At 56.9% G+C, this 15,599-nt stretch carries 20 protein-coding genes and 1 tRNA gene; 6 read left to right on the plus strand and 15 right to left on the minus strand.

The window, feature by feature from the left end; all coding sequences use genetic code 11:
- On the minus strand, window positions 1-562 hold a 562-nt coding region (locus tag AC1DVF_RS21040), incomplete at its 3' end, for an RtcB family protein (protein ID WP_477783088.1).
- Between the two features lie 246 nt (window positions 563-808).
- On the opposite strand from AC1DVF_RS21040, the gene rtcR reads away from it, so the two are divergent.
- The 3 genes from rtcR to AC1DVF_RS21055 all read left to right on the plus strand — a co-directional run bounded on the left by rtcR (window position 809) and on the right by AC1DVF_RS21055 (window position 3,242).
- Complete coding sequence (gene rtcR / locus AC1DVF_RS21045) at window positions 809-2,407, plus strand: RNA repair transcriptional activator RtcR (protein WP_477783089.1); 1,599 nt, start codon at window positions 809-811, stop codon at window positions 2,405-2,407.
- A gap of 121 nt (window positions 2,408-2,528) precedes the next feature.
- Window positions 2,529-2,798 carry a hypothetical protein gene (locus AC1DVF_RS21050; protein ID WP_095047771.1) on the plus strand — a complete coding sequence of 90 codons (270 nt, stop codon included), beginning with the start codon at window positions 2,529-2,531 and terminating at the stop codon, window positions 2,796-2,798.
- An 84-nt stretch (window positions 2,799-2,882) separates the two neighbouring features.
- A complete protein-coding gene (locus AC1DVF_RS21055; protein ID WP_093439384.1) occupies window positions 2,883-3,242 on the plus strand; it encodes a hypothetical protein in 360 nt (119 codons plus the stop codon).
- An 85-nt stretch (window positions 3,243-3,327) separates the two neighbouring features.
- On the opposite strand, the gene AC1DVF_RS21060 is transcribed toward AC1DVF_RS21055, so the two are convergent.
- The 9 genes from AC1DVF_RS21060 to thrS all read right to left on the minus strand — a co-directional run bounded on the left by AC1DVF_RS21060 (window position 3,328) and on the right by thrS (window position 10,779).
- Window positions 3,328-3,404: transfer RNA gene (locus AC1DVF_RS21060), tRNA-Pro, on the minus strand.
- Window positions 3,405-3,492: 88 nt separating this feature from the next.
- Window positions 3,493-3,849: a MerR family transcriptional regulator gene (locus tag AC1DVF_RS21065; RefSeq protein WP_003179985.1), complete on the minus strand. Its 357-nt coding sequence runs from the start codon at window positions 3,847-3,849 to the stop codon at window positions 3,493-3,495.
- A complete protein-coding gene (gene ihfA, locus AC1DVF_RS21070) occupies window positions 3,830-4,132 on the minus strand; it encodes an integration host factor subunit alpha (RefSeq protein WP_002553164.1) in 303 nt (100 codons plus the stop codon). The genes AC1DVF_RS21065 and ihfA overlap by 20 nt, the downstream gene beginning before the upstream one ends.
- 3 nt (window positions 4,133-4,135) lie before the next feature.
- Window positions 4,136-6,514 (minus strand): phenylalanine--tRNA ligase subunit beta, encoded by a 2,379-nt coding sequence (pheT, locus tag AC1DVF_RS21075; RefSeq protein ID WP_477783090.1) that lies wholly within the window; start codon window positions 6,512-6,514, stop codon window positions 4,136-4,138.
- A 26-nt stretch (window positions 6,515-6,540) separates the two neighbouring features.
- Window positions 6,541-7,557, minus strand: coding sequence for a phenylalanine--tRNA ligase subunit alpha (pheS, locus tag AC1DVF_RS21080; protein ID WP_003226365.1), 1,017 nt, complete (start codon window positions 7,555-7,557; stop codon window positions 6,541-6,543).
- Between the two features lie 109 nt (window positions 7,558-7,666).
- On the minus strand, window positions 7,667-8,023 hold the full coding sequence (gene rplT, locus AC1DVF_RS21085; protein ID WP_007913489.1) for a 50S ribosomal protein L20: 357 nt from the start codon (window positions 8,021-8,023) through the stop codon (window positions 7,667-7,669).
- Between the two features lie 27 nt (window positions 8,024-8,050).
- Window positions 8,051-8,245, minus strand: a complete 195-nt coding sequence (gene rpmI / locus AC1DVF_RS21090; RefSeq protein ID WP_002553160.1) for a 50S ribosomal protein L35 — start codon at window positions 8,243-8,245, stop codon at window positions 8,051-8,053.
- Between the two features lie 60 nt (window positions 8,246-8,305).
- Window positions 8,306-8,857, minus strand: a complete 552-nt coding sequence (gene infC / locus AC1DVF_RS21095; protein ID WP_171057393.1) for a translation initiation factor IF-3 — start codon at window positions 8,855-8,857, stop codon at window positions 8,306-8,308.
- Window positions 8,857-10,779 carry a threonine--tRNA ligase gene (gene thrS, locus AC1DVF_RS21100; RefSeq protein ID WP_007913488.1) on the minus strand — a complete coding sequence of 641 codons (1,923 nt, stop codon included), beginning with the start codon at window positions 10,777-10,779 and terminating at the stop codon, window positions 8,857-8,859. Before thrS ends, infC begins: the two co-directional genes overlap by 1 nt.
- Before the next feature lie 372 nt (window positions 10,780-11,151).
- Between thrS and AC1DVF_RS21105 the strand changes: the two genes are divergently transcribed.
- Window positions 11,152-11,454, plus strand: a complete 303-nt coding sequence (locus AC1DVF_RS21105; protein WP_093432157.1) for a hypothetical protein — start codon at window positions 11,152-11,154, stop codon at window positions 11,452-11,454.
- Window positions 11,455-11,742: 288 nt separating this feature from the next.
- Window positions 11,743-11,955 (plus strand): cold-shock protein, encoded by a 213-nt coding sequence (locus tag AC1DVF_RS21110; protein ID WP_003179963.1) that lies wholly within the window; start codon window positions 11,743-11,745, stop codon window positions 11,953-11,955.
- 72 nt (window positions 11,956-12,027) lie between these two features.
- On the opposite strand, the gene AC1DVF_RS21115 is transcribed toward AC1DVF_RS21110, so the two are convergent.
- Window positions 12,028-12,345, minus strand: coding sequence for an I78 family peptidase inhibitor (locus AC1DVF_RS21115; RefSeq protein ID WP_093432154.1), 318 nt, complete (start codon window positions 12,343-12,345; stop codon window positions 12,028-12,030).
- 176 nt (window positions 12,346-12,521) lie between these two features.
- Complete coding sequence (locus AC1DVF_RS21120) at window positions 12,522-12,827, minus strand: hypothetical protein (protein WP_007913485.1); 306 nt, start codon at window positions 12,825-12,827, stop codon at window positions 12,522-12,524.
- A gap of 130 nt (window positions 12,828-12,957) precedes the next feature.
- Between AC1DVF_RS21120 and AC1DVF_RS21125 the strand changes: the two genes are divergently transcribed.
- Window positions 12,958-13,170, plus strand: coding sequence for a hypothetical protein (locus AC1DVF_RS21125; protein WP_093432151.1), 213 nt, complete (start codon window positions 12,958-12,960; stop codon window positions 13,168-13,170).
- A 31-nt stretch (window positions 13,171-13,201) separates the two neighbouring features.
- Here the strand turns inward: AC1DVF_RS21125 and AC1DVF_RS21130 are convergent, their stop codons facing one another.
- From AC1DVF_RS21130 to rbsK, 3 genes are read right to left on the minus strand one after another with little or no spacing between them, the layout of a single operon-like run.
- The gene (locus AC1DVF_RS21130; protein WP_477783091.1) at window positions 13,202-14,230 is read right to left on the minus strand and encodes a nucleoside hydrolase; all 1,029 of its coding nucleotides are present in this window, start codon (window positions 14,228-14,230) and stop codon (window positions 13,202-13,204) included.
- Window positions 14,231-14,261: 31 nt separating this feature from the next.
- Window positions 14,262-14,666, minus strand: a complete 405-nt coding sequence (gene rbsD, locus AC1DVF_RS21135; RefSeq protein ID WP_414926907.1) for a D-ribose pyranase — start codon at window positions 14,664-14,666, stop codon at window positions 14,262-14,264.
- Window positions 14,663-15,580: a ribokinase gene (gene rbsK, locus AC1DVF_RS21140; protein WP_477783092.1), complete on the minus strand. Its 918-nt coding sequence runs from the start codon at window positions 15,578-15,580 to the stop codon at window positions 14,663-14,665. The genes rbsD and rbsK overlap by 4 nt, the downstream gene beginning before the upstream one ends.
- Window positions 15,581-15,599 lie beyond the last annotated feature (19 nt).

The following is a 15,599-nucleotide window of genomic DNA, read 5'->3' on the forward strand; positions in this document are numbered from 1 at the left end:
ACATGAACCAGACCCGGTTGGCTTCATCCAGGCACACTTCGATGAAGTGGTTGCCGCTGCCGAGCGTACCGAGGTGCCCGCGGTTGTTGGTGTTGGCCAGTTTCGGGTACTTGTCAGTGATCAATTTGAACCGTGGCTGCAGCCCCGCCCAGGCCTGATCGGCTTGCTGCGGGATCTCATCCCAGGCGCCCTTGTCGCGCCGCGAACGGGTCGAACTGCGGCCATGTGGCACCGCTTGCTCGATAGCGCTGCGCAGACCGAGCAGGTTGTCCGGCAAATCAGCGGCGGTCAGCGACGTACGCGCGGCAATCATGCCGCAGCCGATGTCGACGCCGACCGCTGCCGGAATGATCGCGCCGACTGTCGGGATCACGCTGCCGATGGTCGAGCCCTTGCCCAAGTGCACATCCGGCATGACCGCCAGATGTTTGAAGATGAACGGCATTTTTGCGGTGTTCATCAACTGCTCGCGGGCCTCGTTTTCCACCGGAACGCCTTCGGTCCAGAGTTTGATCGGTTTGCCGTTGGCGACTTCGAGCAATTGGTAAGTGTGATCTTTCATGTCTTTATTCGACTGCGTATTAAAGAAATTTGAGTTGGCCATCTTGACGTCTCGCGGGGTTTTGCTGTTCGTTGCGATAGACATAGCAGCGCCCGTGCCAGGTTTTCAATTCCCCCGAAAAAACTTCATAACTCTCTGTTTTAAATGACCTTTATTATCTATCGACTTTTTGAGTGTTTGAATTGACGACAAACCCTGCGTAGAAAAATTATCATTAGATATCGTTTTTTATCTTTTGAGATAAGCATGCAAAATAGACGTACCGTCGCTATCGGTTTTATCGGAGCCACCCTTGATCGCGTCGGTAAAGGCGCCAATCGCTGGAGCCATTGGCGGCCGAGCGTGGGCCTCTGCCAGCAGCCGGATGTGCTGATCAATCGGCTTGAGCTGATTCACGGCATCGACGCCCGCGACGTCAGTCTCGCCGAGCGGGTGCGCGCCGATATTCAGCAGGTTTCACCGGAAACCGAAGTGCGCCTGCACTCGATGGCGTTGCGCAATCCGTGGGATTTTGAAGAGGTCTACGGCGCGCTGCACGATTTCACCACTGCCTACACGTTCGACACCGAACACGAGGACTACCTCGTCCACATCACCACCGGCACCCACGTCGCGCAGATCTGCTGGTTTCTGTTGACCGAGGCGCGCTACTTGCCCGCTCGCCTGATCCAGACCTCCCCCGCCAAGCGCAAGAGCGAAGACGAACACGCCTGCGGCACCCATGCCCTGATCGACCTCGACCTGTCGCGATACGATCGCATCGCCTCACGCTTTGCCAATAAACGCCTTGAAGGTCTGGCATTTCTGAAGTCCGGCATCGCCACACGCAATGCCGCGTTCAACCGCTCCATCGAGCAGATCGAACGCGTTGCGGTGCGCTCGAAAGCCCCCATGTTGCTGATCGGCCCGACCGGTGCCGGCAAATCCTTTCTGGCTCGACGCATCTACGAACTCAAACGCAACCGCCATCAGATGCAGGGGCGCTTTGTTGAAGTCAACTGCGCCACCCTGCGTGGCGACGGTGCGATGTCGACCTTGTTCGGCCACAGCAAAGGCGCCTTCACCGGCGCACAGAACGCCCGCGACGGTCTGCTGCGTGCGGCCGATGGCGGCATGCTGTTCCTCGATGAAATCGGCGAACTGGGCGCCGACGAGCAGGCGATGCTACTCAAAGCGATTGAAGAAAAACGCTTCTTTCCACTGGGTTCTGACAAGGAGGTGGAGAGCGACTTCCTGATCATCGCCGGCACCCATCGCGACCTGCGCAGCCGGGTCGCTGAAGGCCTGTTTCGCGAAGACTTGTACGCACGCATCAACCTCTGGACGTTCGACCTTCCCGGCCTCGCCGGCCGCCGCGAGGATATCGAGCCGAATATTGATTTCGAGTTGCAGCGACATGCCCGTGAGCATGGGCAATTGGTGCGCTTCAACCTTGAAGCACGCCGCCGCTATCTGGCCTTCGCCAGCTCTAGCGAAGCGGCGTGGCTGGGCAATTTCCGCGAACTGTCTGCGTCGATCACGCGCATGGCAACATTGGCGGATAGCGGGAGAATTGATGAGGCGCAGGTGCAGGAAGAGATTGAGCGGTTGCGTTATGCCTGGGGCCTGACCCAAGCGGGAAGCAACTCAGAAGATTTGCCAGGGAATGAAGAGAGCATGGATCTGTTTGACCGCTTGCAGTTGCGGGCAGTGCTTGAGGTCTGCCGGCAAGCAGACAGCCTGTCAGATGCCGGTCGCCGCTTGTTTGGCATCTCGCGCCTGGCCAAGGCGCAGCCTAATGATGCGGACCGCTTGCGCAAGTACCTGGCCCGGTTCGGGATTGAATGGAGCCAGTTGGCGCCGTAGATCTCTTAGACGTATAACGCCTGGCCACCTTACTTGACCTGATGCCGCTGGTCTGATGTACCGCACCTTCGCCCTGTGAGTTCTTCCAATGCAGTACATCCCCGACCTGGAAGACAACCTCATGAACAAGCGAATGATTGCTATCGGATTGGCAAGCCTGCTTTCACTGTGCCCACTGTTTTCCCTTGCGGCTGAAAAAACAGGCGGCTCCTCAGTTCCAGCCACTGCGATTCCCGGCGTAAACCAAGGCGGATCCGAGTCAAAAGAAGACAAAGCCGACAAGAAAGGCGAGGAAGCATCAGGATCAAATTCCGGTGCCGAAGCACACGAAACACAGAAGGATGCCAACACCTCGAGCGATTCCGCAGATGTTAAAAAACCCAGCCAGTGAACCTCTGCTTTTGGCCGATGAACAGATGGTAGCGCCGAGCCATGAATGCTAACGTTCCCGGCCAACATTCAGGGATGGCGTGCCATGTTCAATCGGTTTCTGGCGACAACGGCAATACTGCTCACTTTCAGCTTTGCAGCACACAGCGCACCCTTGCCCAGCGAATATCTGGAAGAGTGCCAGCGAGTCGAAAATTCGGCCAAAGCCATCATGAAAGCCAGGCAAGGAGGCGTGCCCCTCTCCTCCGTCCTGGAACTGGCCGACAACGCAGGAAAGGAGAGCGAGTATGTGGGTAGTTTGTACAAAGCCTTGATCGGGCAGGCCTACGACATGCCTAGGGAGTCGGACGCGAGGAAGCAGGAGAAGGTGGTGGCTGACTTTCAGCAAACTTTTTATTCGCTTTGCATCGATTCGGCGCAGAAAACGGCGAGTGAAAGAAGCTGACGGGAATGCTCTTCTATAGAGAGCAAAAATCACTGCGCATGAAAAAGCCCAATCTTTTCAGATTGGGCTAAGTCATTGAATTATATGGTCGGGACGGAGTGATTCGAACACTCGACCCCTAGCACCCCATGCTAGTGCGCTACCGGACTGCGCTACGCCCCGACTGGCTTTGCAACTGTTCTTCACCTCGAAGAACGCTCAAGAATATAGCGCAAGCGTTTGAAAACTGGAAGTATTCAAACGCTGCTTTTTATTTCTTGAGAACCACCAGCACATCTTCCAATTCGGCAATCATCTGCCGAATCATCTGCTTGTATTGGGTCGTGTCGTCTTTGGCTTCATCGCCGGACAAGCGCAAGCGTGCGCCGCCGATGGTGAAACCCTGATCGTAAAGGAGCGCGCGGATCTGCCGGATCATCAGCACGTCCTGGCGCTGATAATACCGGCGGTTTCCGCGGCGTTTGACGGGGTTGAGTTGAGGAAACTCCTGCTCCCAATAGCGCAGCACGTGTGGCTTTACGGCACACAGCTCGCTGACTTCACCGATGGTGAAGTAGCGTTTGCCCGGGATGACGGGTAGTTCGTCGTTATGACTTGGTTCCAGCATAAGCCTCAACTCGGGCCTTCAACTTCTGCCCTGGACGAAAGGTGACCACACGGCGAGCCGTGATCGGGATTTCTTCCCCCGTTTTCGGGTTGCGGCCAGGCCGCTGGCGTTTGTCCCGAAGGTCGAAATTGCCGAAACCGGACAATTTGACCTGCTCGTTGTCTTCAAGAGCGTGCCTGATTTCCTCGAAAAACAGTTCTACCAATTCCTTGGCTTCCCGCTTGTTCAGGCCCAGCTCTTCATACAGACGTTCCGCCATCTCAGCTTTCGTCAAAGCCCCCATACGTCACTTCCTTAACGTGGCGTTCAACCTTTGTTCGAGCGAGGTGAGGATATTTTGCGTCGTCGAATTCACCTCATCGTCATTAAGAGTGCGCGATGGATGCTGCCAGGTCAAGCCAACTGCAAGGCTTTTTCTATCAGGATCAATGCCTTTACCCTGATACACGTCAAACAGCCTGAGATCCGTGAGCCATTCGCCTGCATTTTCACGGATTACGTCCAGTACGGCCGCGGACGCGACGTCTTTGTGCGCAATCAGTGCAAGGTCACGACGCACTTCAGGAAAGCGCGACAACTCGTGGAATTTCGGCATTTTACCGAGTGCCACTTCAGCCAGAACCAGCTCGAAAACGAAGACCGGACGGTCCAGACCCAAGGCTTTCGACAATTCCGGGTGAATGGCGCCGATGAAACCGACTTCACGCCCTTCGCGCTCGATGCGCGCGGTTTGACCCGGGTGCAACGCAGGGTGTTTGCCCGGAGCGAAGGTGAACGAATCCAGTGCACCGGCGAAGCCGAGCACCGCTTCCACATCAGCCTTGACGTCGAAGAAATCAACCGTGTCGCGACCTTGCGCCCAACCTTCCGGCAGGCGGCTACCGCAAACCACGCCGGACAGCATCGGCTCTTGCTTCAGGCCTTCGAGCTGACCAACGAAGCGCAGACCGCTTTCGAACAGACGCACGCGATCTTGCTGACGGTTGAGGTTGTGCTGCAGCGCCTTGACCAGACCCGGCCACAGCGACGAGCGCATGGCTGCCATGTCATTAGAGATCGGATTGGCCAGCAACAGCGGCTCGACGCCCGGACTGAACAGTTCGAACTGACGCGGATCGATGAAGCTGTAAGTGATCGCTTCCTGATAACCACGCGCTACCAGCAGGCGGCGCAGTTCCGGCAGATCGCTACGCGCTTCGGCTTTGGCTTGCGGCGCCAGACGCGCTTGCGGGTAACGAACCGGCAGACGGTTGTAGCCGTACAGACGCGCCAGTTCTTCGATCAGATCGACTTCCAGACTGATGTCGAAGCGATGGCTTGGCACTTCTACGCGCCACTGGCCTTCGCCATCGGCAGTAATACCTAGACCCAGGCCGCCGAGCAAACGCTCAACCTGGGCGCAATCCATTTCCATACCCAGCATCTGGGTGATGCGCTGGGAACGCAGAGTGATCGGCGCGATCGACGGCAGATGTTGCTCGCTGAGGGTCTCGATGATCGGGCCGGCTTCGCCGCCAGTGATGTCCAGCAGCAAGCCAGTGGCGCGCTCCATGGCTTCACGGGCCAGTTGCCAGTCGACACCCCGCTCATAGCGGTGCGAAGCGTCGGTGTGCAGACCATAGGAGCGAGCCTTGCCCGCGACAGCGATCTGGTCGAAGAAAGCACTCTCCAGGAAGACGTCGCGAGTGGTTGCAGACACACCGCTATGCTCGCCGCCCATGACACCGGCAATCGCCAGTGCGCGGGTGTGGTCAGCGATCACCAGCGTATCGCTGCGCAGGCTGACTTCTTGGCCGTCGAGCAGTACGAGCTTCTCGCCCTCTTCCGCCATGCGCACGCGGATGCCGCCGTTGATTTCGGCGAGATCGAAGGCGTGCAGCGGCTGACCCAGCTCGAGCATCACGTAGTTGGTGATGTCGACAGCAGCGTCGATGCTGCGCACGTCGGCGCGACGCAGACGTTCCACCATCCACAGCGGCGTTGGCTTGGACAGGTCAACGTTACGGATAACGCGGCCCAGGTAACGCGGGCACGCGGCTGGGGCCAGCACTTCTACCGAACGCACTTCGTCGTGCGCGGCAGGAATGGCCATGACCACCGGACGGGTGACCGGCGCGGCATACAGTGCGCCGACTTCACGGGCCAGACCGGCCAGGGACAGGCAGTCGCCACGGTTCGGGGTCAGGTCGACCTCGATGCTGGCGTCTTCCAGATCCAGGTACACACGGAAGTCTTCGCCCACCGGTGCATCGACCGGCAGTTCCATCAGACCGTCGTTGCCTTCACCGATCTGCAGCTCGGCTTGTGAGCACAGCATGCCGTTCGACTCGACGCCGCGCAGCTTGGCCTTCTTGATCTTGAAGTCGCCCGGCAGCTCAGCGCCGATCATGGCGAACGGAATCTTCAGGCCCGGACGCACGTTTGGCGCACCGCACACGACCTGGAAAGTTTCCGCGCCGTTGCTGACCTGGCACACACGCAGCTTGTCGGCATCAGGGTGTTGCTCGGTGCTCAGCACCTCACCCACCACCACACCACTGAAAACACCGGCGGCCGGGGTCACGCTATCGACCTCAAGGCCCGCCATCGACAGACGAGCAACCAGCTCGTCGCGATTTACCTGCGGGCTAACCCAGCCACGCAGCCATTGTTCACTGAATTTCATCCTGCTCTCCTAAGAATTCGTTACGACTAGCGAAATTGCGCGAGGAACCGCAAGTCGTTGTCGAAGAACAGACGCAAGTCGTTCACGCCGTAACGGAGCATGGCCAGACGCTCGACACCCATGCCGAAAGCAAAACCGGAGAACTCTTCCGGATCAATGCCGGACATGCGCAACACGTTCGGGTGAACCATGCCGCAGCCCATCACTTCCAGCCAGCCAGTCTGCTTGCAGACACGGCAGCCTTTACCGCTGCACATCACGCATTCCATATCGACTTCAGCGGACGGCTCGGTGAACGGGAAGTACGAAGGACGGAAACGTACGGCCAGCTCTTTTTCGAAGAACACCCGCAGGAATTCTTCGATGGTGCCTTTGAGATCGGCAAAATTGATGTCGCGATCAACCAGCAGGCCTTCGACCTGGTGGAACATCGGCGAGTGGGTGATATCGGAGTCGCTGCGATACACGCGGCCCGGGCAGACGATGCGGATCGGCGGCTGTTTCGATTCCATGGTGCGGACCTGTACCGGCGAGGTATGGGTGCGCAGCAGCATGTTGGCGTTGAAATAGAAGGTGTCATGCATCGACCGGGCCGGGTGATGGCCTGGGATGTTGAGCGCTTCAAAGTTGTGATAGTCGTCTTCGACCTCAGGGCCTTCGGCGATGCCGTAGCCGATGCGGGTGAAGAACTGTTCAACACGTTCCAGAGTCCGGGTCACCGGATGCAGACCACCAGAGGTCTGGCCACGGCCCGGCAACGTCACGTCAATGGATTCGGCGGACAGTTTGGCAGCCAGTTCGGCTTCTTCAAACAGAGCCATGCGCGCATTGAGTACGCCTGTGACACGTTCCTTGGCAACGTTGATCAGGGCGCCGACTTGCGGACGCTCTTCTGCCGGCAAATTCCCCAGGGTCTTCATCACCTGAGTCAATTCGCCCTTTTTGCCAAGGTATTGAACCCGGATTTGCTCCAGGGCATTGATATCTTCAGCGCTTTGCACAGCCTCTAGTGCTTGAGAGACCAGCGCATCCAGGTTTTCCATGTACAGACTCCAGATACAAAATAGGGGAAGAGCTTGAAGGCTCTTCCCCTATTTAAGACGTTTACCACCTGGCCCCACGGAAGTGAGGCCGGGTGATTGTCGGGGGTACTTAAGCCAAGGTGGCTTTAGCTTTCTCGACAATCGCAGCAAACACCGCTTTTTCGTTCACTGCCAGATCAGCCAGAACCTTACGGTCGATCTCGATGGACGCTTTTTTCAGGCCAGCGATGAAACGGCTGTAGGACAGACCGTTAACACGAGCACCAGCGTTGATACGAGCGATCCACAGAGCGCGGAACTGACGTTTTTTCTGACGACGGTCACGGTAGGCGTATTGGCCTGCCTTGATTACCGCTTGCTTGGCAACACGGAATACGCGGGAGCGTGCGCCGTAGTAGCCTTTAGCAAGTTTCAGAATTTTTTTGTGACGCTTACGGGCAATGACGCCACGCTTTACACGAGCCATGAGTTACTTCCTCTATTCTTGACTAAATTAACGAAGGCGCAGCATGCGCTCGACTTTTGCCACGTCAGACGGATGCAGCAAGCTGCTACCGCGCAGTTGACGCTTACGCTTGGTCGACATTTTAGTCAGGATGTGGCTCTTGAAAGCGTGCTTGTGCTTGATACCGTTAGCAGTTTTCAGAAACCGCTTAGCAGCACCACTTTTGGTTTTCATTTTTGGCATGTTCGGATACTCCGCATTCAGTTGATAAACATAATCAGAAGGCCTGCCGTGCCCTGTTGATTACTTCTTCTTTTTCGGGGCGATGACCATGATCAGCTGGCGTCCTTCCATCTTAGGATGCTGTTCGACCGAACCGTACTCGAGCAGGTCAGCTTCAACCCGCTTGAGGAGTTCCATCCCCAGCTCCTGGTGGGCCATCTCACGGCCGCGGAATCGCAAGGATACCTTGGCCCTGTCCCCATCACTCAGGAAACGTACCAGGTTGCGCAGTTTTACCTGGTAATCCCCTTCCTCCGTCCCTGGACGAAACTTGATTTCTTTTACCTGAATCTGCTTCTGGTTCTTCTTCGCCGCGGCAACCTGCTTCTTCTTTTCGAAGATCGATTTGCCGTAATCCATCACACGGCAAACCGGTGGGATTGCGTCTGCGGAGATTTCCACCAGATCAAGCTTTGCTTCTTCAGCAATACGAAGCGCTTCATCAATCGAGACGATGCCAATCTGCTCGCCATCAGCGCCAATTAACCGAACCTCGCGTGCCGAGATATTCTCGTTGATCGGGGCTTTCGGTGCAGCTCGTTTATCTTGTCTCATTTCACGCTTAATAATAATTACTCCGAATCTGGGCGACCACGCCGGGAAACCGCTTGCGCGAGAAACTCAGCGAACTGGGCGACGGGCATCGAGCCCAGGTCAGCACCTTCACGAGTACGCACAGCGACAGTCTGCATCTCGACTTCCTTATCTCCGATAACCAAAAGATAGGGAACCTTGAGCAAAGTATGCTCGCGGATTTTAAAGCCGATCTTTTCATTTCTCAAGTCGGACTTGGCACGAAATCCGCTTTCGTTGAGAGTTTTTTCAACTTCTGCAACAAAATCTGCCTGTTTATCAGTGATATTCATGATCACCGCCTGGGTTGGCGCGAGCCACGCAGGGAACGCACCTTCGTAGTGCTCGATCAGAATCCCGACGAAACGCTCGAAGGAACCGAGGATCGCACGGTGCAACATCACTGGGTGTTTGCGGCTGTTGTCTTCAGAGACGTATTCAGCGCCCAAACGGACAGGCAGGTTAAAATCGAGCTGCAGAGTACCACATTGCCAGACCCGACCAAGGCAGTCTTTCAGCGAGAACTCGATCTTCGGACCGTAGAACGCACCTTCACCCGGCTGCAGATCGTACGGCAGGCCCGCAGAATCAAGAGCTGCAGCCAATGCAGCTTCAGCGCGATCCCACAATTCGTCGGAACCGACGCGTTTTTCCGGACGAGTGGACAGTTTCATCTCGACATCGGTAAAGCCGAAGTCACGATAAACGTCCATGGTCAGCTTGATGAATGCGGCGGATTCAGCCTGCATCTGCTCTTCAGTGCAGAAGATGTGGGCGTCATCCTGAGTGAACGCACGCACACGCATGATGCCGTGCAGCGCACCCGATGGCTCGTTACGGTGGCAGGCACCGAACTCGGCCAGACGCATCGGCAGCTCGCGGTAGCTCTTCAGGCCCTGATTGAACACCTGCACGTGGCACGGGCAGTTCATCGGCTTGATCGCGTAGTCGCGGTTTTCCGATTGAGTGGTGAACATGTTGTCGGCGTAGTTGGCCCAGTGACCGGATTTCTCCCACAGGCTGCGATCAACGACTTGCGGCGTCTTGATCTCAAGGTAGCCGTTGTCGCGCTGGATCTTGCGCATGTACTGCTCAAGCACCTGGTACAGAGTCCAGCCGTTCGGGTGCCAGAACACCATGCCCGGGGATTCTTCCTGGGTGTGGAACAGGCCCAGACGCTTGCCGATCTTGCGGTGATCGCGCTTCTCAGCTTCTTCGATGCGTTGGATGTAAGCCGCCAGCTGCTTCTTGTCTGCCCAAGCGGTGCCGTAAACGCGCTGCAATTGCTCGTTCTTGGCGTCGCCGCGCCAGTAGGCACCGGACAGCTTCGTCAGCTTGAAGGATTTCAGGAAACGCGTGTTCGGCACGTGCGGACCGCGGCACATGTCGACGTATTCTTCGTGATAGTACAGACCCATGGCCTGTTCGTTCGGCATGTCCTCGACCAGGCGCAACTTGTAGTCTTCGCCACGAGCCTTGAACACTTCGATCACTTCGGCGCGCGGAGTGACTTTCTTGATGACGTCGTAATCTTTTTCGATCAGCTGTTGCATGCGCTGTTCGATAGCGGCCATGTCGTCCGGAGTGAAAGGACGCTCGAAGGCGATGTCGTAATAGAAGCCTTCGTCGATGACCGGCCCGATGACCATTTTCGCAGTCGGGTACAGCTGCTTGACCGCGTGGCCAACCAGGTGCGCGCAAGAGTGGCGAATGATCTCCAGCCCCTCTTCATCCTTAGGCGTAATGATTTGCAGGGTCGCGTCGCTGCTGATGATGTCGCTGGCGTCGACCAGTTGGCCATTGACCTTGCCGGCCAGTGTGGCTTTGGCCAGACCGGCACCAATGGATGCGGCGACCTCGGCTACGGAAACCGGGTGATCGAATGAACGTTGACTGCCGTCGGGAAGAGTAATAGTTGGCATGGCGCCTCCTCTCCTAGTGGTGACCCCTACCAAAGGTCACGTGGGTTGGGATGAGCCAGTACAAGATCCGATCCAGGCCATTCAATGACGAACGCCTGCCTTACAGCGGCAGGAGCCTTGCGGCCAACCGGAAAACCGAACCAGAGTGACTGGGATTCAAATCGAAAATATTCGCACGTTGACCGCTGCCGGGACTGAAGGTCATCCGGCGCCAGAGAACGCTTGAGCCCGGCATGCTAGCACAGATGAGCGGTCACTTATGCCTCTGTTTGATCAGAAGGCAAATCGTCTGTTTTTATGCCAGAGTGCTGAACTTGATAGGCCTTTCAGCCCTCAGATAACAAGACATTGACCCACAAGGAGCATCCTCGCATGCGTCTGAATACCCTGTTCGCCGTAGTCGCCCCTATCGTTATGCTGCTGCCACTGAGCGCCCACGCCGACTGGCCGAAGGGCGAGCGCGAGAAGTACATGGCGCAGTGCACCCAGGCGGCTACTCCGCAAATTGGTGCCGCCGCGGCCAAATCGCACTGCGCTTGTGGCGCTGATGCCATCAAGTCCTATCCTGCCGCCGATATTCAGGCGCTGATGGACAACAAGGCCACCCCTGAACTGCAGCAGAAAGCGCTGGGCCAAATCGCCAAATGCAAGGCGAATACTCCGGCGAAAAAGTAAGAAAAAAAGCGTCCTGACTCGGCCCAGCGCCCTTGAAAAGGGCTGAATTTGCGTCTTTTCAGACGTTTTATGCAGGTTTTACAGGTTTTTTTATCGTCTTTACGTTCCGCTAAAAGCCTTGTAAACCGGGGCCTTCAGCCGATAAAGGCAGTAAAGAAAACACGACTGATTGGCAAACAGCACGTCCGGGGGGCTACCAAAGCGAACATTTCGACTATGATACCCGGGTGTGCCCAGTTGGCCTGAGCAGCACAGTACTGAAAAATATATGTTTCTTGGAGATACACCATGTCTAATCGCCAAACCGGCACCGTTAAGTGGTTCAACGATGAAAAAGGCTTCGGCTTCATCACTCCTCAAGGTGGCGGTGACGACCTGTTCGTACACTTCAAAGCTATCGAATCCGACGGTTTCAAAAGCCTGAAAGAAGGCCAGACCGTCTCTTTCGTGGCTGAGAAAGGCCAAAAGGGTATGCAAGCTGCACAGGTTCGCCCAGAGTAATTTCTGCGCGCACTAAAAAAACCCCGTCCATGTGACGGGGTTTTTTATGCCTGCAATAAAAGCCTTCGCTAATCAGCCGCAGTTGACACGAGTGATCACCAGGTTGTTGTCGGTGTTCAGATTCAAGCGATCGGAGCGGTACTCAAGCGTGATCATGTCGTTCGGCTTGAGGAAGCGGGCATTTTGCGCCCCGGCTTTGCTGCGCGCCTGCTCCAGAAGCTCTGGCGAAGCTTTCTTGCCAATGGCGAATTCCGCCGCCGATGCTTCACAGCGGCTGTGACCAGCTTCGGTTGCCGCAGATTCCTTTGCCGACTCGCTGGAGGTCGTGCTGCAACCGGCCAGCATGGCAGCGGCCATAAGTGCACCCAGTGTCGCGAACTTCAAAGGCATGAAGCCTCCTTGTTTTCAAAATGGTTAAGCTGAGATCGTGCGACCGCCATTCAAGCGATTGGTTTCACAGCCAAGGCCATCACCAATCACCCTGCCCCACGATCGGAAAAACGCCGAGTGTGCCTGAGGGGCATGCGTCACTTCATCAATCAATCGTGACTGAATATTAAAGGCGCTCAATAGACGTCGATGTAGTCATACGGCGGATTCGGCCAGTTGTCCTTCAGCGCATTGAAAATCTGCATGACCCATACCTCGTCACTGGCCGCGACATTGCCCACGTAGCCCGAGCCCTTGGCCCAGGTTTCCAGGCGAAACAGCAAGCCGTCGATATCCTGCCCACCGGTAACGCCGGAGGAAATGTAAGCGATACCGCCCTTGGTCACGCGCAGCTGCGTGTGTTCGTCATCACTGGCCGAGGCGAGCAACTGGCGCACCGCGTCGAGCGTGAGGCCGTCAGGGGTGTTCAAATCGATCTGCACAGCACAATCCTTGGGAGCCTTAAAAGACCAAGTGTCGCATAGCGTTCCGCTCATGCCTAAGTCGCAGTGCCAAATGCCCGACAAAATGGTTAACTCAAACCCAAGATCTTCCGACTATTCGAGCGCTCTCATGACCACCATCAGCATCGACGCCGCCATTAATGCCAAATGGGCAGACGGACACAGCTCTTACAGCCCGGGAACCACCGAGGAGCTTGCGCTGATTGGTATCGATTTATTGGTCAAAGAGTTGGGCACAGAAGCGGCCAAGCAATTCATCAAACAGATTTTCGAGCGCTACCCGACCGAACAGGTCGAACACGAACACGCAGAGAAAGGGTAAACCCGCAGGCTGGCACCTGCGGGCGAGTGGCTTACTTCAGACGTTTCAGGCGTTCGGTGAGCAAGTCAAAGAAGCCTTGCGCGTCGCCATTTTCCACCCAGAAGGCGTTTTTCGGCGCCTTCAGGCCGTCGTACCAATCGACGATGGTCTGACCGAAAGTCGGCCCTTCACGGCTATCCACCACGACATTCACCGAGCGACCGATGAACAGTTCCGGCTTGAGCAGATACGCCACAACGGTGGCGTCATGCACCGGGCCACCCGGAATACCGTAGTGCTCCATATCGCCTTTGATGTACTCGTTGAGAATGTCGCCGACAATCTTGCTCGCGCTGTTGTTCAGCGCAGCGATCTGTTTCAGGCGCGCATCACTGGTGAGAATCTTGTGGGTCACGTCCAGCGGCAGGTAGGTCAGTTTCACGCCGCTTTTCAGAACCACTTCAGCAGCTTGCGGGTCAGCAAACAGGTTGAATTCCGCCACCGGAGTGATATTGCCACCGTTGAAGTGCGCCCCACCCATGATCACCACTTCCTTGATGCCCTGAACAATTTCAGGCTCCTGGATCAGCGCCAGCGCCAGGTTGGTCTGTGGACCGAGCATGGCGATCGTGATGCTGTGCGGCTTGGCTTTTTTCAGGGTATCGATCAGGTAATTGACCGCATTGCCTTCAGCCAGCCCCTTTTTCGGTTCGTGCACGGTGACACCCGACAGGCCTTCCTTGCCATGGATGTTCTCGGCGTAGATCGGTGTGCGCATCAGCGGCTTCGGCGCGCCAGCATAAACCGGTACGTCCTCGCGCCCTGCCCACTCGCGCGCCAGTCGTGCGTTACGCGAAGTCTTGTCGAGGCGCACGTTGCCGGCCACGGTGGTCAGCGCGCGAATGTTAAGTTCGTCCGGCGAGGCCAGGGCGAACAGCAAGGCGACCACATCGTCGGCACCCGGGTCGGTGTCGATGATCAGGTCGATTTTTTCCGCCGCCTGGGCGCCGGTGGCAGTTATTACGGACAAAAGCAGCAGGCTCCGGATGAATTGATGCAGTTTCTGAGCATAGCGTTGCATGGCGCATTCCTTGTGCTTGTGAAATCAAAAGTTAAAAGGTGACTCCAGCGACCAGCACGATGTTGCAGTACGGCTGGCATTCCCCTGTACGAACAATCGCCCGAGCCTGTCGGCTGAGAACCTTGAATTGCTCGTGACTGAGCAGATCACGACGGCCCAGAGCGCCCTCTTCACTCAACTGCTCCAGGGTATTCAGCGCGGTCGGTTGCTTGTCGAAGATTTCTTTGGCCAATGCATGGCTTTCCACTTGCATCTCGCTGAGCACGACCTTCAGGGTACTGACGAAATCCGGGACACCGTGGGTCAGCGCCAGATCAATCAGCTCGACACCCGGCGGCACTGGCAGCCCGGCATCACCAATGACCACCATGTCGCCATGGCCCAGGGACGCGATCAGCCGCGACAATGCGACGTTGAGCAGAGGAGTCTTTTTCATGCGGGTTTAAAGGCCTGTACGTCGGATAGGGTTGGAATGGACGGCTGTGCGCCGGCGCGGGTTACCGATAACGCGGCGGCGATCTGCCCGAAACGAATCGACTCGGCCTCGGACTTGCCATTGGCCAGCGCAGCGGCGAAACCACCCACGAACGTGTCGCCTGCGGCCGTGGTGTCGACAGCCTTCACTTTGGGCGCCGGGAAATGCTCAAAGCTTTGGCCATTGGCGAACAGCGAGCCTTGCGCACCAAGGGTAATAATGACTTTGCCCGCACCCATGGCGATCAACTGACTGGCTGCACTTTCTGCCGTTTCCTGCGAGTCCACCGGCAAGCCGCTCAACACGGTCGCTTCGCTCTCATTGGGGATCAGGTAGTCGATCGCCGCAAACCAGTCCGCCGGCAGTGGACGACTGGCCGGTGCCGGATTGAGGATGACAATTTTACCCAGCGCGCGCGCACGCTTGAGCGCATGCCCCACCGTGGCATCCGGAATTTCGAGCTGGCAGATGATCACGTCTGCGGCTTGCAGCACCGCATCAAACCGGTCGATCACTGCGGGCGTCATGGCGCCATTGGCGCCGGCGACGATGACAATGGCGTTCTGACTGTTGTCATCGACCACGATCAACGCCACGCCACTGGAGTCATCGACGGTGCTCACTGCCTGGCAATCGATCTGTTCGGCCAACAAGGCGTTGCGTAGTTGCACGCCATAATCGTCGCTGCCAACACAGCCAACCATCGCCACCTGCGCGCCCAAACGCGCTGCGGCCACCGCCTGATTGGCGCCCTTGCCACCGGAAACCGTGGCAAACGAATGACCGATCAACGTTTCGCCGCCGACCGGCAGCCGTGGCGCCCGGGTCACCAGATCCATGTTCAGGCTGCCTATTACCACTACATTTGCTGGCATACATCATTACTCGTCAATT

The organism is Pseudomonas sp. P4_D7 (assembly GCF_056401755.1).

Coding starts and splice junctions, on each gene's coding strand:
- rtcR (WP_477783089.1), top strand. CDS start 809: ATGCAAAATAGACGTACCGTCGCTATCGGTTTTATCGGAGCCACCCTT.
- AC1DVF_RS21050 (WP_095047771.1), top strand. CDS start 2,529: ATGAACAAGCGAATGATTGCTATCGGATTGGCAAGCCTGCTTTCACTG.
- AC1DVF_RS21055 (WP_093439384.1), top strand. CDS start 2,883: ATGTTCAATCGGTTTCTGGCGACAACGGCAATACTGCTCACTTTCAGC.
- AC1DVF_RS21065 (WP_003179985.1), bottom strand. CDS start 3,849: ATGCTGGAACCAAGTCATAACGACGAACTACCCGTCATCCCGGGCAAA.
- ihfA (WP_002553164.1), bottom strand. CDS start 4,132: ATGGGGGCTTTGACGAAAGCTGAGATGGCGGAACGTCTGTATGAAGAG.
- pheT (WP_477783090.1), bottom strand. CDS start 6,514: ATGAAATTCAGTGAACAATGGCTGCGTGGCTGGGTTAGCCCGCAGGTA.
- pheS (WP_003226365.1), bottom strand. CDS start 7,557: ATGGAAAACCTGGATGCGCTGGTCTCTCAAGCACTAGAGGCTGTGCAA.
- rplT (WP_007913489.1), bottom strand. CDS start 8,023: ATGGCTCGTGTAAAGCGTGGCGTCATTGCCCGTAAGCGTCACAAAAAA.
- rpmI (WP_002553160.1), bottom strand. CDS start 8,245: ATGCCAAAAATGAAAACCAAAAGTGGTGCTGCTAAGCGGTTTCTGAAA.
- thrS (WP_007913488.1), bottom strand. CDS start 10,779: ATGCCAACTATTACTCTTCCCGACGGCAGTCAACGTTCATTCGATCAC.
- AC1DVF_RS21105 (WP_093432157.1), top strand. CDS start 11,152: ATGCGTCTGAATACCCTGTTCGCCGTAGTCGCCCCTATCGTTATGCTG.
- AC1DVF_RS21110 (WP_003179963.1), top strand. CDS start 11,743: ATGTCTAATCGCCAAACCGGCACCGTTAAGTGGTTCAACGATGAAAAA.
- AC1DVF_RS21115 (WP_093432154.1), bottom strand. CDS start 12,345: ATGCCTTTGAAGTTCGCGACACTGGGTGCACTTATGGCCGCTGCCATG.
- AC1DVF_RS21125 (WP_093432151.1), top strand. CDS start 12,958: ATGACCACCATCAGCATCGACGCCGCCATTAATGCCAAATGGGCAGAC.
- AC1DVF_RS21130 (WP_477783091.1), bottom strand. CDS start 14,230: ATGCAACGCTATGCTCAGAAACTGCATCAATTCATCCGGAGCCTGCTG.
- rbsD (WP_414926907.1), bottom strand. CDS start 14,666: ATGAAAAAGACTCCTCTGCTCAACGTCGCATTGTCGCGGCTGATCGCG.
- rbsK (WP_477783092.1), bottom strand. CDS start 15,580: ATGCCAGCAAATGTAGTGGTAATAGGCAGCCTGAACATGGATCTGGTG.